The sequence below is a fragment of the Serratia sp. K-E0102 genome, assembly GCF_029962625.1.
Classification (GTDB): Bacteria; Pseudomonadota; Gammaproteobacteria; order Enterobacterales; family Enterobacteriaceae; genus Serratia; species Serratia sarumanii.
On the sequence record NZ_CP124754.1, the window covers coordinates 3,834,329 to 3,849,107 of the forward strand.

General features: G+C 63.7%; 19 protein-coding genes and 1 riboswitch. Of the genes, 13 read left to right on the forward strand and 6 right to left on the reverse strand.

Features of this window, described 5'->3' with window-relative positions:
* The first annotated feature begins 25 nt into the window (after positions 1-25).
* The 7 genes from SSARUM2_RS18265 (at position 26) to gutQ (ending at position 4,969) form a co-directional block, all read left to right on the forward strand.
* A complete protein-coding gene (locus SSARUM2_RS18265; RefSeq protein WP_004941528.1) occupies positions 26-574 on the forward strand; it encodes a PTS glucitol/sorbitol transporter subunit IIC in 549 nt (182 codons plus the stop codon).
* A gap of 15 nt (positions 575-589) precedes the next feature.
* Positions 590-1,570, forward strand: a complete 981-nt coding sequence (locus SSARUM2_RS18270) for a PTS glucitol/sorbitol transporter subunit IIB (RefSeq protein ID WP_033635556.1) — start codon at positions 590-592, stop codon at positions 1,568-1,570.
* A 22-nt stretch (positions 1,571-1,592) separates the two neighbouring features.
* On the forward strand, positions 1,593-1,955 hold the full coding sequence (gene srlB / locus SSARUM2_RS18275; RefSeq protein WP_021504438.1) for a PTS glucitol/sorbitol transporter subunit IIA: 363 nt from the start codon (positions 1,593-1,595) through the stop codon (positions 1,953-1,955).
* 10 nt (positions 1,956-1,965) lie between these two features.
* A complete protein-coding gene (srlD, locus tag SSARUM2_RS18280; RefSeq protein WP_033648848.1) occupies positions 1,966-2,745 on the forward strand; it encodes a sorbitol-6-phosphate dehydrogenase in 780 nt (259 codons plus the stop codon).
* 46 nt (positions 2,746-2,791) lie between these two features.
* Entirely contained in the window at positions 2,792-3,148 is a 357-nt protein-coding gene (gene gutM / locus SSARUM2_RS18285; RefSeq protein ID WP_060439442.1) for a transcriptional regulator GutM, read from the forward strand.
* Positions 3,149-3,231: 83 nt separating this feature from the next.
* Positions 3,232-4,005 carry a DNA-binding transcriptional repressor gene (locus SSARUM2_RS18290; RefSeq protein WP_033635559.1) on the forward strand — a complete coding sequence of 258 codons (774 nt, stop codon included), beginning with the start codon at positions 3,232-3,234 and terminating at the stop codon, positions 4,003-4,005.
* Complete coding sequence (gutQ, locus tag SSARUM2_RS18295; RefSeq protein WP_047570967.1) at positions 3,998-4,969, forward strand: arabinose-5-phosphate isomerase GutQ; 972 nt, start codon at positions 3,998-4,000, stop codon at positions 4,967-4,969. Before SSARUM2_RS18290 ends, gutQ begins: the two co-directional genes overlap by 8 nt.
* Positions 4,970-5,008: 39 nt before the next feature.
* Here gutQ and SSARUM2_RS18300 read toward each other — a convergent pair whose 3' ends face one another.
* The 4 genes from SSARUM2_RS18300 to SSARUM2_RS18315 all read right to left on the reverse strand — a co-directional run bounded on the left by SSARUM2_RS18300 (position 5,009) and on the right by SSARUM2_RS18315 (position 7,981).
* On the reverse strand, positions 5,009-5,467 hold the full coding sequence (locus SSARUM2_RS18300; protein WP_033648850.1) for an inhibitor of vertebrate lysozyme family protein: 459 nt from the start codon (positions 5,465-5,467) through the stop codon (positions 5,009-5,011).
* Positions 5,468-5,551: 84 nt separating this feature from the next.
* A complete protein-coding gene (gene thiD / locus SSARUM2_RS18305; RefSeq protein ID WP_033648851.1) occupies positions 5,552-6,352 on the reverse strand; it encodes a bifunctional hydroxymethylpyrimidine kinase/phosphomethylpyrimidine kinase in 801 nt (266 codons plus the stop codon).
* Positions 6,352-7,143: a hydroxyethylthiazole kinase gene (gene thiM / locus SSARUM2_RS18310; protein WP_060431325.1), complete on the reverse strand. Its 792-nt coding sequence runs from the start codon at positions 7,141-7,143 to the stop codon at positions 6,352-6,354. Before thiM ends, thiD begins: the two co-directional genes overlap by 1 nt.
* 35 nt (positions 7,144-7,178) lie before the next feature.
* Positions 7,179-7,275: riboswitch (TPP riboswitch) on the reverse strand.
* A 91-nt stretch (positions 7,276-7,366) separates the two neighbouring features.
* Positions 7,367-7,981, reverse strand: coding sequence for a TetR/AcrR family transcriptional regulator (locus SSARUM2_RS18315; protein WP_049194890.1), 615 nt, complete (start codon positions 7,979-7,981; stop codon positions 7,367-7,369).
* A 217-nt stretch (positions 7,982-8,198) separates the two neighbouring features.
* On the opposite strand from SSARUM2_RS18315, the gene SSARUM2_RS18320 reads away from it, so the two are divergent.
* The 5 genes from SSARUM2_RS18320 to SSARUM2_RS18340 all read left to right on the forward strand — a co-directional run bounded on the left by SSARUM2_RS18320 (position 8,199) and on the right by SSARUM2_RS18340 (position 12,742).
* Entirely contained in the window at positions 8,199-8,462 is a 264-nt protein-coding gene (locus tag SSARUM2_RS18320; RefSeq protein ID WP_060439440.1) for a YtcA family lipoprotein, read from the forward strand.
* A 10-nt stretch (positions 8,463-8,472) separates the two neighbouring features.
* Positions 8,473-9,495, forward strand: a complete 1,023-nt coding sequence (gene mdtN, locus SSARUM2_RS18325; protein WP_282488501.1) for a multidrug transporter subunit MdtN — start codon at positions 8,473-8,475, stop codon at positions 9,493-9,495.
* 4 nt (positions 9,496-9,499) lie between these two features.
* A complete protein-coding gene (locus tag SSARUM2_RS18330; RefSeq protein WP_060453053.1) occupies positions 9,500-11,464 on the forward strand; it encodes an FUSC family protein in 1,965 nt (654 codons plus the stop codon).
* A gap of 70 nt (positions 11,465-11,534) precedes the next feature.
* Entirely contained in the window at positions 11,535-11,960 is a 426-nt protein-coding gene (locus SSARUM2_RS18335) for a GNAT family N-acetyltransferase (protein ID WP_060439435.1), read from the forward strand.
* A 101-nt stretch (positions 11,961-12,061) separates the two neighbouring features.
* The gene (locus tag SSARUM2_RS18340) at positions 12,062-12,742 is read left to right on the forward strand and encodes a class I SAM-dependent methyltransferase (RefSeq protein ID WP_060439433.1); all 681 of its coding nucleotides are present in this window, start codon (positions 12,062-12,064) and stop codon (positions 12,740-12,742) included.
* Here SSARUM2_RS18340 and SSARUM2_RS18345 read toward each other — a convergent pair.
* Positions 12,719-13,948, reverse strand: coding sequence for an MFS transporter (locus tag SSARUM2_RS18345; protein WP_060453054.1), 1,230 nt, complete (start codon positions 13,946-13,948; stop codon positions 12,719-12,721). The two genes, SSARUM2_RS18340 and SSARUM2_RS18345, sit on opposite strands and share 24 nt — an antisense overlap.
* 95 nt (positions 13,949-14,043) lie before the next feature.
* Between SSARUM2_RS18345 and SSARUM2_RS18350 the strand changes: the two genes are divergently transcribed.
* On the forward strand, positions 14,044-14,493 hold the full coding sequence (locus SSARUM2_RS18350) for a helix-turn-helix domain-containing protein (RefSeq protein WP_033648951.1): 450 nt from the start codon (positions 14,044-14,046) through the stop codon (positions 14,491-14,493).
* Positions 14,494-14,499: 6 nt separating this feature from the next.
* Here SSARUM2_RS18350 and SSARUM2_RS18355 read toward each other — a convergent pair whose 3' ends face one another.
* Positions 14,500-14,760, reverse strand: a complete 261-nt coding sequence (locus tag SSARUM2_RS18355; RefSeq protein ID WP_060439428.1) for a DUF1158 family protein — start codon at positions 14,758-14,760, stop codon at positions 14,500-14,502.
* Positions 14,761-14,779: the final 19 nt, after the last annotated feature.

A 14,779-nucleotide genomic window follows, 5' to 3' on the forward strand; every position in this document is an offset into this window, starting at 1 on the left:
TATCAGTCCATTACAGGAGAACATAATGATTGAGCTAATCACCCACGGCGCCGAGTGGTTTATCGGCCTGTTTCAGAAAGGCGGTGAAGTGTTTGTCGGCATGGTGACCGGCATTTTACCTTTGTTGATCAGCCTGTTGGTTATCATGAACGCGCTGATCAAATTTGTTGGCCAGGAACGTATCGAACGATTGGCGCAGCGCTGCGCGGGCAACCCCGTGTCGCGTTATCTGCTGCTGCCGCTGATCGGCACCTTTGTCTTCTGCAACCCGATGACCCTCAGCCTGGGGCGCTTCATGCCGGAGAAATACAAGCCGAGCTACTACGCGGCGGCCTCCTACAGCTGCCACTCGATGAACGGCCTGTTCCCGCACATCAATCCGGGCGAACTGTTCGTTTACCTCGGCATCGCCAGCGGCCTGACCACCCTCGGCCTGCCGCTCGGCCCGCTGGCGGTGAGCTATTTCCTGGTGGGGCTGTTCACCAACTTCTTCCGCGGCTGGGTCACCGATCTCACCACCAGCCTGTTCGAACGCAAGATGGGCATCCGTCTGGATCGCCAGGTGCAACTTTAATTCGTGGAGTGCAGCATGAGTGCTTATATCCGTATTGAAAAAGGCGCCAGCGGCTGGGGCGGCCCCCTGGAGCTGCCGATCGAGCCCGGCAAGAAAGTGGTGTACATCACCGCCGGCACCCGACCTTCGATCGTCGATCGCCTCAGCGAATTGACCGGCTGGCCGGCCGTCGACGGCTTCAAAGAAGGTGAACCGCCGGCGGAAGAGATCGGGGTGGCGGTGATCGACTGCGGCGGCACCCTGCGCTGCGGTCTGTATCCGAAACGCCGCATTCCGACGGTCAACATCCACGCCACCGGCCAGTCCGGCCCGCTGGCGCAGTTTATCCTCGAAGACATCTATGTCTCCGGCGTGCGCGACCACAACATCAGCCGAATCGAAGCGGCAGATAGCCAGCCCGCCGCCACCGTTGCAGCGCCGCCCAAGGCGCGCGACTACGACACCAGCAAGAAGATCACCGAGCAAAGCGACGGGCTGCTGGCGAAGGTCGGCATGGGCATGGGATCGGTGGTGGCGGTGTTCTTCCAAGCCGGGCGCGACACCATCGACACCGTGCTGAAGACCATCCTGCCGTTTATGGCGTTCGTCTCGGCCTTGATCGGCATCATCATGGCCTCCGGCCTCGGGGACTTTATCGCTCACGGCCTGACGCCGCTCGCCAACAGCCCGATCGGCCTGGTGACGCTGGCGTTGATCTGCTCATTCCCGCTGCTGTCGCCGTTCCTCGGTCCCGGCGCGGTCATCGCCCAGGTGATCGGCGTGCTGGTCGGGGTGCAGATCGGCCTCGGTCATATTCCGCCGCAGCTGGCGCTGCCCGCGCTGTTCGCCATCAACGCGCAGGCCGCCTGCGACTTCATTCCGGTCGGCCTGTCGCTGGCGGAAGCCAAGCAGGACACCGTGCGGGTCGGCGTGCCTTCGGTGCTGGTCGGCCGCTTCCTGACCGGCGCGCCGACGGTGTTGATCGCCTGGGCCGCCTCGGCCTTCATTTATCAATAAGCTGATTTCCTGGGGGACGTTTATGCACACCATTTTTCACACCACCATCACGCAGATCGGCGGCTGCGCCCGCGACGCGTTGCTGGACAACATGCTGATCACCTTCCGTGAAGGCGCGCCGGCGGATATCGAAGAGTTCTGCTTCATCCACCGCCACGGCGCGACCGCCGGCGAGCTGCAGGTCGGCGGCGTGATGGAACTGGCGCAGCGGCGCTACGCCATCACCGCCGTCGGCAGCGTCGCCACGCAGAATCTGCGCGAGCTGGGCCACATCACCGTGCGCTTCGACGGCGAAGCCGAAGCCGAATTCCCCGGCTCGATCCACGTATCCGGCCCGACGCCGACCGATATCCCGTTGGGCAGCACGCTGTCATTTATCGCATAAGGAGTAGACCATGTCTGAAGTAGCTGTAGTGATTGGCGGCGGCCAAACGTTAGGCGCCTTTTTGTCCCACGGGCTGGCGCAGGCCGGTTATCGGGTGGCGGTAGCCGATCTGAACGCCGATAATGCCAATCAGGTGGCACAGCAGATCAACGAAGCGTTTGGCGCGGGCAGCGCCTGCGGTTTTCAGGCCGACGCCACCGACGAGCAGAGCGTGATCGCGCTGGCGGCGGCGGTTGACCGGGCATTCGGCCAGGCCAACCTGCTGGTGTACAGCGCCGGCATCGCCAAGGCGGCACCGATCACCGATTTTCCGCTGGGCGACTTCGATCGCTCGCTGCAGGTGAACCTGGTGGGCTATTTCCTCTGCGCCCGCGAGTTCTCGCGCCTGATGATCCGCGACGGCATCGCCGGGCGCATCATTCAGATCAACTCCAAGTCCGGCAAGGTCGGCAGCAAGCACAACTCCGGCTACAGCGCCGCCAAGTTCGGCGGCGTGGGGCTGACGCAGTCGCTGGCGCTCGATCTGGCGGAGTACGGCATTACCGTGCATTCGCTGATGCTCGGCAACCTGCTGAAGTCGCCGATGTTCCAGTCGCTGCTGCCGCAGTACGCGCAAAAACTGGGCATCGCGCCGGATCAGGTGGAGCAGTACTACATCGACAAGGTGCCGCTGAAGCGCGGCTGCGACTACCAGGACGTGCTGAACACCCTGCTGTTCTACGCCAGCGACAAGGCCTCTTACTGCACCGGCCAGTCGATCAATATCACCGGCGGCCAGGTGATGTTCTGACGCCATCGACGCCCCCTTCCGCGCAAGGGGGCCTAAGGAGAACCCCATGACTCAAGCTCTGATCGCCTTCGCGCTGCTGGCCTGGCTGCTGCAAATCGCCTTTGGCTGGTGGCAACTGCAGCGCTTCAACCGCGCCTTCGACGGCCTGTGCCGGCTGGGCGCCGTTGGCGTCGGCCGTTCCGGCGGCCGCTTCCGCCCGCGAGTGGTGCTGGCGCTGGCCTTCGACGCCGATCGACGGGTGTGCGGCAGCCTGTTGCTGCGCGGCCTGACCGTTTTCGCCCGGCCCCGCCCGCTGCCTCGATTGCACGGTTTGCATCAGCGGGATTTGCACCCGGATGTGATCTTCCCCGAGGATCGCGCATGCCAGTCTGCACTAACGTTAGCGATTGAACCCAAATCGTGATATTTTCACATTAAAAGACATTACCTTTCATAGTGAATTATTCAGCGAGGGGAAATGCCCAACTCTTGTGAACGGGAATCGCGATGAAACCAAAGCAGCGGCAGGCCGCTATCCTTGAATATCTGCAGCGGCACGGCAAAACGGCAGTGGATGCCCTGGCCGAGCATTTCTCCACCACCGGCACCACCATCCGCAAGGATCTCACCCTGCTGGAAGAAGAAGGCGAGGTGATACGTACCTACGGCGGCGTGGTGCTCAGCCGCGACGACGGCGATCAGCCGATCGACCGCAAAACCCATATCAACACCGAGAAAAAACGCCACATCGCCAGCGCCGCCGTGGCGCTGATCGCCGACGGCGACTCGCTGATCTTCGACGCCGGCAGCACGGTGCTGCAGATGGTGCCGCACCTGGCGCAGTTCAATAACATCACGGTGATGACCAACAGCCTGACCATCGTCAACGCGCTGGTGGAGCTGGACAACGATCAGACCATCCTGATGCCCGGCGGCACCTACCGCAAAAAATCGGCCTCGTTCCACGGCAGCCTGGCCGAATCGGCGTTTCAGCAGTTCAGCTTCGACAAGCTGTTTATCGGCGCGGACGGCGTCGATCTCAACGCCGGCGTCACCACCTTCAACGAAGTGCACAACGTCAGCAAAGCGATGTGCGAAGCCGCCGGCCGCATTATTCTGTTGGTAGACTCCTCGAAATTCGGCCGCAAGAGCCCGAACGTGGTGTGCGAACTCAGCGCCGTCGACACGCTGATCACCGACCGAGACATCAACCCCGATTACCTCGCCGCCCTGCAGGCGAAAGGCATCAATATCCTTCTGGTAGGAGACCCCGATGAGTAACGCCAACGCCCTGCTCGCCTTCGCCCGCGAAACGCTGGAGATCGAGCTGACCGAAGCGCAACGCCTGCTGGCGCGCCTGGACGACAACTTCGTCAGCGCCTGCGAACTGCTGCTGAACTGCCGCGGCAAAGCGGTGATTTCCGGCATCGGCAAATCCGGCCATATCGGCAAGAAAATCGCCGCGTCGCTGGCCAGCACCGGCACGCCGTCGTTCTTCGTGCACCCGGCGGAGGCGCTGCACGGCGATCTCGGCATGATCGGCGCCGACGACGTGGTGGTGTTCATCTCCTACTCCGGCCGCGCCAAAGAGCTGGATCTGATCCTGCCGCTGCTGGCGGAGAACGGCATTCCGGTGATCGCCGTCACCGGCGGCAAAGAGTCGCCGCTGGCGCTGGCCGCCGCCTGCGTACTGGATATCGGCGTCGAGCGCGAAGCCTGCCCGATGGGGCTGGCACCGACCTCCAGCGCGGTCAACACGCTGATGATGGGCGATGCTCTGGCGATGGCGTTAATGCGCCAGCGCGGTTTCAACGCGGAAGATTTCGCCCGCTCGCACCCGGGCGGCAGCCTGGGGGCGCGCCTGCTGAACCGCGTGCATCACCTGATGCGCACCGGCGATCGCCTGCCGCGCGTGAGCGAAAGCGCCAACGTGATGGAGGCGATGCTGGAGCTGAGCCGCACCGGGCTCGGGTTAGTGGCGGTCTGCGACGCGCAGCAGCGGGTGGTGGGCGTGTTTACCGACGGCGACCTGCGCCGCTGGCTGGTGAAGGGCAACAGCCTGCAGGATCCGCTCAGCCCGGCGATCACCCGCCCGGGCTATCGGCTGCCGGAGCAGTGGCGCGCCGGCGAGGCGCTGGAGGCGCTGCACGAACAGCACATCAGCGCGGCCCCGGTGGTCGATATGGACGGCGTGCTGGTGGGGGCGCTCAACCTGCACGATCTGCATCAGGCCGGCATCGGCTGATCAACGCCGGGGGCGCCGTCACCGGCGCCCCCGGTCAGATCATTTCCAGTCGGGATTGTTCTCGAACTGCTGCTTCAGCAGCGCTTTCATGTCGTCATCCGGCTTGCCGAGCCACTGATACTTGGCGTATTTCTTCGGATGGTCGACGGCTTCCGGCCGGTCTTCCACCGCCACTCGCACGCCCCAGGCCTGGGATTTGTCCGCGCTGAACGCCACGATCAAAAAGTTGTTGCCGCAGTCGTGCGGTTTGCACAGATTGCCGACCAGATACTCTTTGCCCTTCCAGCTCAGGTTCTGCGCCGGCGTCGAGGTGCCGACGCCCTTGCGCGCCCAGCCCGGCATCCGCGCCTGGCCTTTCACCATGTTTTGCCAGCTGGCCTGATACCCCGGCTGCTGAATCAAATCCGACGTGGTGACGATCTGCTGAGCAAAGCTGCCCGCGCTGAAGCTGAGCAGTGCGCCGAAGAGGGCGCAACGCAGCGCCTGGTGTCCCGTCATAGTCCTTCTCCCTAGGTTAAATCAGGTTTCGCCCGTCAAACCGGGCCTGAACTAGTCAGACCACGGTTGCGGCAAAAAGTTGACTCACCACCAGGCGTGGAAATGATGCACCGGCCCGATGCCGTGCCCCACTTCCAGCGTGTCCGCCTGTTGCAGCGCTTGTTGCAGGTAGTCCTTGGCGGCGGCCACCGTGGCCGCCCAGTCGGCATGGCGCGGGCGCAGCGCCGCCAGCGCGGCCGAGAGCGTGCAACCGGTGCCGTGGGTGTGGCGGGTGGCGACGCGCGGCGCGGTAAAGCGCTGCTCGCCTTCTGCGGTAAACAGCCAGTCCGGGCTCTCGCTTTCGCTCAGGTGGCCGCCCTTCATCAGCACCGCCCGGCAGCCCATCGCCAGCAGCGCCCGCCCCTGCTCGCGCATCTGCGCTTCATCTTCCGCCGGCGCGCACGCCAGCAGCGCCGCCGCTTCCGGCAGGTTCGGCGTAATGATCGACACCAGCGGCAACAGCTCGCGCCGAATAGACGCCACCGCCTCCGGCGCCAACAACGGATCGCCGCTTTTCGCCAGCATCACGGTGTCCAGCACCACGAACTCCGGCCGGTAATGGCGCAGCCGTTCGGCCACCGCCTGCACAATGTCGGCGTTGGCCAGCATGCCGATCTTGACGCTGTCGATGCGCACGTCGCTGAACACCGAGTCCAGCTGCGCGGCGACGAACGCCGGATCGATGTAATACACCGACTGCACGCCGCGGGTATTCTGCGCCACCAGCGCGGTGATCACCGAGGTGCCGTAGGCGCCAAGCGCCGAGAAAGCCTTCAAATCGGCCTGAATGCCGGCGCCGCCGCTGGGATCGGTGCCGGCGATGGTCAGGGCGTTAATGCGTTTCATCACAGATCCTCCCCGCGCAGCTGATACAGGGCATCGAGGAACGCCGGCGTAAAGCTGCCCGGCCCGCCGGCCAGTCTGGCCGCGAGGCCGCCGCAGTGGGACATCACCCGGCAGGCGGTCGCCACGTTGTCCAGGCGATCGCCCGGCAGGGCGCAAAACGCCGCCACGACCGCCGACAGCGCACAGCCGGTGCCCACCACCCGCGTCATCAGCGGGGAACCGCCTTCGATCGCCCAATCGCGTTGGCCGTCGGTGACGTAATCCACCGCGCCGGTGACCGCTACCACCGCGCCGCTGCGCTGCGCCAGCTCACGCGCGGCGGGCAAGGCCGCCAGCGAATCGTCGCCGCTGTCCACGCCGCGGCCGCTGGCCAGCAACCCGCTGAGCGCCATGATTTCCGAGGCGTTGCCGCGTATCGCCGCCGGTTTCTCGTCCAGCAGCTGTTTGGCGAAGGCGGTGCGGTAGGAGAGCGCGCCGACCGCCACCGGATCCAGCGTCCAGGGCTTGCCGGCCCGATTGGCGGCGGCCACCGCCGCCCGCATCGATTCGGCGCGCAGCGCATTGAGGGTACCGACGTTGATCAGCAGGCCGTCGGCCAGCGCGCTGAACTGCGCCGCCTCTTGCGGCTCCACCACCATCGCCGGGGAGGCGCCGAGCGCCAATAGCACGTTGGCGGTCAGCGATTGCACCACTTCGTTGGTCAGGCAGTGGATCAGCGGAGGCCGCTGTTGGAATTGGGTCAGACAGGCCGCGGCGCGCGCGCCGGGTAGTGCATCAGGTCGAGCGATCATATTCCTCCCAACCGGCGTTCAAGAAGGCGGCGCCGGCTGGGCGGCCGTGACTTCCCTACGCTGGCATTATCCAGATCAGGTAATACGGGTATTTCTCAGCCTTCACGTAGAAGGGCACCCCGAGTCATGAAAATCAATAGGTTGTGATCAACGTTGCGTTAATCCCTGCAGGGGATCATGCCAGCGGCGGCGCGGACAAACAAGCGAATAAATTGGCTCGCGCCTAAGCGATGTTCCCCTCTTTTCCCGCCAGATACAGGCTCAGCACGCCGGGCAGCTCCGCCAGCGTGAACGCCACGCTCTGCGGCGCTGTCTTGAAGATATGGTGCAGCGTGCCGGCCACCAGGCTTTGCAACAGCCGGGTTTGCTGCAGGATCTCCGCTTCGGCGGTTTCGGGGCGGCGCAGCTGCAGCACTCTGGCGATCAGCGCCAGGAAGCTGGACTTTTCGTCCGGGAGGTTCATTTCCCGCATCACCGGCAGGTAGTCGGTGTGCTCGCGCAGGTACTGCGCATAGGGTGAAAACAGCCGCTGGATTACCTCTTCAGCGGAGAGGCGCCGCCACTCGTCGTCACTGGCCAACGCCATGTCGCGGATCAGCGCCTCGACCGACTCGGTATGCCGATCCGCCAGCGCCTTGATCACTGCGTGACGATCGGGAAAGAAGTGATACATCGAGCCGATGGAGGTTTTGGCGTGCTTGGCGAGCCGCTGCATGCTGAGCGCCGCCAGCCCGTCCTGCGCCACGATCGCCGCCGCCGAATCCAGAATGGTTTGTACGCGTTGCCGCCCTCTTTCCTGCTGCGGCTCTCGCCCGGTGATGTGTTCGTCGATTTGCATATTCGTTTCTGCCCGCTGTCATCAACGCATTATACCCATTTGCCGCCGCGAAGGCAGGGCGACACAAAAAACTAGATCAATACCTCTAGTTTAGAGTAGAGTATTTATTCTAGTTTACCCTGACGCAAGCGTGGGGAAGACAAACAGTGACCTCACTCACTGAAAAAGAGTCATTTCATTCGGCCCGTCGCCCAAGCCAATCGCCAGAGAATGCCCTATGCCCGACAAAAAACTGCTTATCACCTGCCTGACCGCGCTGTTGCTCACCGGGTGCTCGCCGGCACCGTCGATAGTGGTGTTCGGCGCTTCGTTCCCCGACTGGCTGTTTTGCCTGTGCGGCGGCGTGGCGGGCATGGTGGCGATCCACCTGCTGCTGCGCACCCCGGAAAAACGCGTCTGGCTGGCGCCGCAGCTGCTGACGTATCCGGCGCTGACCGCGCTGATCGCCATGCTGATCTGGTTACTGGTTTTCCCCCACTGAGACTGACGCCATGACCCAACCACAAATCTCCAACAAGCGCAGACTGCTGGTGCTTACCATCCTGGCGTTGACGCTCATCGTGGCCGCCGTCGTCGTCTGGCGGGTGGAAAACGCCCCCACTACCGACGATGCCTACGCCTATGCCGACACCATCGACGTAGTGCCGGAGGTGAACGGCCGCATCGTCGAGATGCCGATCCGCGACAACCAGGAAGTGCGGCAAGGCGATCTGCTGTTCCGCATCGATCCGCGCCCTTACCAGGACGCGCTGGCGGCCAGCGAAGCGCGCCTGATCACTCTGAATGAGCAGATCAAGCTGACGCAGCGTTCGGTCAACGCGCAGCAGTACAACGCCGAATCGATGAACGCCATCGTCAAACGCTCGCAGGCGCTGGTGGCGCAGGCGACCGACACCCTTAACCGCCGGCAGAAGCTGCTCGGCAAGAACTACGTTTCGGCGGAAGAAGTGGAAACCGCCCGCACCTCCCAGCGCTCGGCGCAGGCGGAGCTGCAGGCGAAACAGGCGGAAGCCGCCGTCAGCGGCGTCGAAGCCCTGGTCGCGCAGCGCGCCGAAGTGCAGGCCGACATCGCCATCGCCAAGCTGAATCTGGAATTTACCGAGGTGCGAGCGCCATTCGACGGCCGCATCGCCTCGCTGAAAACCACCGTCGGCCAATATGCCTCCAGTGCCAAACCGGTGTTCACGCTGATTGACACCCGCCGCTGGTACGTAGTCGCCAACTTCCGCGAAACCGACCTGAAAGGCGTGCACCCTGGCGTGCCGGCCACGCTGTATTTAATGAGCGACGCCGGCCAGACATTCAGCGGCAAGGTGGAGTCGGTCAGTTACGGCGTACAGCCCGACGACGGCGGCACCGTGCTGGGCGGGCTGCCCAACGTGTCGCGCAACATCAACTGGGTGCACGTTTCGCAGCGCTTCCCGGTCAAGATCGCCGTAGAGGCTCCCAACCCGGCGCTGTTCCGCGTGGGTGCTTCGGCGGTGGCGAAGCTGAACCTGCGCCATGAAGAGTAAAACGATGTCTCGCGGCTGGCTGTCCCGGTTGATCGACGAGCTGCGCCCTTCGGACAGCCGCATCAACCTGGTGATCCGCGCCCTGCTCTCCAGCGCGATCGCCATCGTGATCTCGCAGACGCTGCAGGTGCCGTGGCTGGCGCTATCGCTGATCGCTGTCTTCTTTATCACGCAGTCCAATATCGTGATCACCCGCGCGATCGGTATCCTGTTTTTCGTCAGCTCCACGCTGGCGATCGGCGCCGCTATCCTGGTGCTGAAGTTCACCTATGACTACCCGATGCTGCGCATTCTGCTCTCCAGCGCGCTGTTTTTCCTCAGCGTGTTCCTGATGCGGGTGACCAAGGTCGGAGTGCTGTTCTTCCTGATGGCGCTGGTGGTGATCTACACGCAAAGCTTTGTCGATCTCACTCCGCAGGCGGAAGTGGTGATACGGCTGGTGCTGTGGGTATGGGTGGCGATCAACTACGCCATTCTGCTCACCCTGATCGTCAATACCCTACTGCTGCCGGCCGAACCGCTGAAGCAGCTAAAGGGCCGGATGATCGCGGTGTTGGACGAAACCCGCGCTATGTTGGCCCACGGCGGCGAGACGCGCGATCTGAGCGCCATCTCGCAGCATGCCACCGAGCTGCATAAGCTACTGCGCTTCTCGGTGATGCGCAGCGATCGCTGCCGCGCCAACGAGCCCGGTTATCTGGCGCTGATCACCCTGGTATTGCAGCTCAATATCCTGGCCTACCAGCTGCCGCCGGCTTTCGGCACGGCCGCACGTAAATTGGCGCAAGAGATAGATGCCGCCTGCCGAGAACTGCAAACCGCGATAAGCCACGACAGCGCGCTGCGATTTTCCGTCGCGATCGCCGGCAGTGACGATCCGCAGGTGCCGGCGCCGCTCAATGAAATGGCCGGCCTCCTGCAAATCTACGCCAACCGCAGCGACTACGCCGACGCACTACAGGCCGCGCCGCCGCCGAAAGTGCCCTTCTTTGCCCCCGACGCCCTTACCAACCCGGTTTACATCCAGTTTTCGTTGAAAACGCTGCTGACCGTGCTGGTGGCCTACGTGTTTTATACCGCCGTCGATTGGTCCGGCATTCATACCATCATGCTGAGCTGCCTGATCGTGGCGCAGCCCAGCCTCGGTGCCACGCAGCGGCGGGCGCGGCTGCGTCTCGGCGGCGCGGCGATCGGCAGCCTGCTGGCGCTGATCTCGGTGGTGTGGATCATGCCTCACCTCGACAGCCTCGTCGGCTTGCTGCTGCTGACGCTGCCGGTGATCGCCCTCTCCGCCTGGATCGCCGCCGGTTCCGAGAAGATAAGCTATGCCGGGGTACAGATCCTGTTCACCTTTTCCCTGGCACTGCTGGAAAGCTTCGGCCCGGTCACCGAGTTGACCGAGATCCGCGATCGCCTGATCGGCATCGTGCTGGGGGTGGGGTTCGCCACCTTCATTCACGCCACGCTGTGGCCGGAATACGAAGGGGAGTCGCTGCGGCAGCAGGTCGCTAACCTGCTGCGGGAATTGTCGCGCTTCCTCGGCGGCGAGAACACAAACGCCATCGGCATCTGGCAAAAGATCGAGGGCTGCGAAGCGGTGGTGGCCCGGGTGACGCTGGAGCCTACCTGGCAGTTGGCGGATGATAACCATGAAAGCTTCACCCGGCATATCCAACTGATCTTCAACCAGACGCGCAGCCTGTTGCTGACCAGCGAAAAGCTCAACACCTATCTGGCAGGCAGCGGCGCCGCGCTGTCCGTGCAGGAACACGAGGCGCTGCTAGAGGTCCAACGCCAGGGCGGGCACGTTCTCGCCGAGTATGCGGCGCAGCTTGCCAGCGCACCGCAAGCGCTGCGGGCGCCCGACTTTCATCCACCGCTGGCCGCCCTGCATGCCGACACCGTGCGCCACCTGGCTCAGGAGTTAAGCGACGGGCTCAATCGCCTGCCCGCCTGGGGTGACGCCTAGCATTTTCCGTTTGTGGCCGTGCACGCCCGGCGCAATGCGCTATAGTGAGCACAAACCACCGGGAGATGCCATGCAGATAAGACCTTATCAAGAAACCGATCGCCCCTTCCTGCGCACGCTGTACTTGGCGTCGCGCAAGGCGGCGTTCGGCTGGCGCGATACCTCAAACTATCAGTTGGAAGATTTCGACGGCGCGACGCTGGGCGAAGCGATTTGGGTGGCGGAAGACGGCGGCACGCTGCTGGGATTCGTCTCCATCTACCGCGAAGACAACTTCATTCATAACCTGTATGTCGATCCCCATCAGGCGCCGCGCGGCGTCGGCAGTGCGCTGCTGCAGGCGGCGGAAGCTACCTTCACCGCCACCGGCTCGCTGAAATGCCTGGTGAAGAATGAAAAGGCACTGGCGTTCTACCGCAAACACGGCTGGCGCATCATCTCTACCGGCAACGACGGCGAAGAAGATTATTACCTGATGCATTCGCCGGCCCGCTAACGCCGCCTTTCCCGTCACAGAACTCATTAATGATAATGGATTTCATTATCACTTAAGCATACCCTTCCTTGTCTCTCTCAATGAACTTTGCAAGGAAGGTTATGCAACATCAAACGGATACACGCTTCCCCGATGCCGCGGCGGCGGACTACGATCGCCGTATTCTGACCCTGGTGCCCGGCTATCAGTTTGCTCAGGCGCTGCTGACGGCGACGCTCGCGCAGACGCTGCCGAATGACGCCATGCTGTTGCTGACCGGCTGCGGCACCGGCAGCGAACTGTCGGCGCTGGCCGCCGCCAACGCCAGCTGGCGTTTCAGCGCAGTGGAACCCTCCGCCGGCATGCTGGCGGCCGCGCGCGCCAAAGCCGAAGCCGCGGGTTATGCACAGCGGGTGAGCTTCCAGCCCACCTTGCTGCAACAAGCGCCGCAAACCCGCCACGACGCGGCGGTGTGTTCATTGGTGCTGCACTTTATCGCCGACGATGGCGCCAAACTGGATTTCCTGCAGCAGTTGGCGCAGCGCCTTTCCCCCGCCGCGCCGCTGCTGCTGTTCGACTATCAACCGGATGGCCTGCCCGCCAGCCACTACCAACACTGGCTGCAAAGCGCCGGGCATTCCGCGGCGCAGGCGCAGGAGGTGATCGAACGCACCCGCCGCAACTGGCACCCGATGACGGCGGCACGCAGCCGTCTCCTCTTGGCGGAAAGCGGCTTCACCGCGCCTCAGCAGTTGTGCGGTGCGCTGGGCTTCCAGCTTTCACTGCTCCACCGCCGCCGCTGAGGGCGGCATGCCGCGCAGCGTCAGCCGCCAAAACAGCAACGCGCTCAGGCTGACGCCCGCCCCCAGCCAGCAGACGCCGCTCCAGCCCGCCCAGGCATACATATGGGTGCCGGCAAAGGCGCCCAGCGCGCTGCCGACGGCGTAAAACAGCATGTAGCAGCCCACCAGCCGGCTGTGCGACTGCGGGTTGGCGCTGAAGATCATGCTCTGGTTCAGCACGTGGATCGCCTGGCCCGCCAGATCCAGCAGCACAATGCCCGCCACCAGCCAAACCAGGCCGCTGCCGAGCAAACCGAGCGGCAGCCAGGCCAGCGTCAACAGCAGCAGACACACGCCGCTGGCCGCCTGCCCCAGCCCGCGATCCGCCAGACGCCCGGCGCGTACCGCCGCCAGCGCGCCCACCGCGCCGACCAGGCCGAACGCCCCCACCGCGGCATGGGTGAAGTTGAACGGCGCCTGGCTCAGCGGCAACACCAGCGAACTCCAAAAGAGGCTGAAAGCGCCGAACATCAGCAGCGCCAACATGCCGCGAATTTGCAGCGTGCGGTCATGCAGCAGCAGGGTCAGCATTGAACGCAGCAGCGCGGGATAGCTCAGCGTACTGGGAGCGGTGCGCGGCGCAGGTAGCAGGCGCGACAGGATCGGCAGCAATACCAGCGTCACTCCGGCAGAGAAGAAGTACACCGTGCGCCAGCCGCCGACGTCCGCCAGCGCGCCGGACAGGGTGCGCGCCAGCAGCAACCCCAACACCACTCCGCCCTGCGCCGCACCAACCACCCGCCCGCGCTCCTGCGGCGCCGCCAGTGCTGCGGCGAAAGCGATCAGCCCCTGCGTCATGGCGGTGCCCAATAAGCCTACCAGCAACATCCCTACCAGCAGCCAGGGCGCGCTGTGCGCCCAGCCCACCAATAGCAGCGCGCCGATCAGCCCCAGCTGTTGCCCCGCCAGCAACCAATGCCGGTTCAGCCGATCCCCGAGCGGCACCACCAACAGCAGCGCCAGCGCGCAGCCCAACTGAGTCACGCTGATCACCATGCCGACCGCCGCCAGGCTGATGGAAAAATCATGGGCGATAGCGTCCAGCAGCGGCTGCGCATAGTAAACGTTGGCCACGCTAAAGGTGCTGGCGGCGGCCAACAGCAGCACCAGAGGGGCCGGCAGGCGCCCCAGCGCCGCACAGGGGGGATCCAGCAGTTTGTCGCTCATCGCACACCTCAATCTGGTTTCATTATTAAACCCAATGAACTTTAGGCGCAGAGGTTTTATAATGCAACCAGAATGTGCAGCTGGAGATAACCGTCGTGAAACGTAAAAGCCTGGAAGACGCGCCGTGCCCGGTGGCGCGCACGCTGGATGTGATTGGCGACTGGTGGTCGCTGCTGATCGTGCGCGACGCCTTCGACGGCGTCACCCGCTTCAGCGAATTTCAAAAAGGGCTGGGGATGGCGAAGAACATCCTTGCCACCCGCCTGCGCGCGCTGGTGACGCACGGCGTGCTGGAAATCGTGCCCGCCGCAGACGGCAGCGCCTATCAGGAATATGTGCTGACCGAGAAAGGCCGCGCGCTGTTTCCGGTGATCGTCGGCCTGCGCCAGTGGGGGGAAGATCATCTGTTTGCCGAGGGAGAAGCGCACTCAACGCTGGTGGAAAGCGACAGCGGCCGCCCCGTCCCGCGCCTGACGCCGATCGGCAGCGCCGGGCAGACGCTCACCCCGCTGAATACCCGGGTGGTGAAGGTGGAGGAACGGTGATGAGAGTTAGTGGCGGTGCCCGCAGCTCCCCCGCTGAAAAACCTGGCGGATAAAGAGCCATTCCAGACACCCGGCCAGCAGATAAACCGCGCCAAAAACGAGCGCACCAAACCATTCCGTATCGTTAAAATGGAAAAACCCACTGGCGTCAATCAGCCAAGCGGTTTGATTCTGGTTTAGCCTGGGTACAGGAAAAAGCTTTATTGTCAGCACAGCCAGCCCAACAACAGCCAATACGTTAGCGAGCAACAGGGCAAGTTTTTTCATAGCCTTTCATTCTACAACC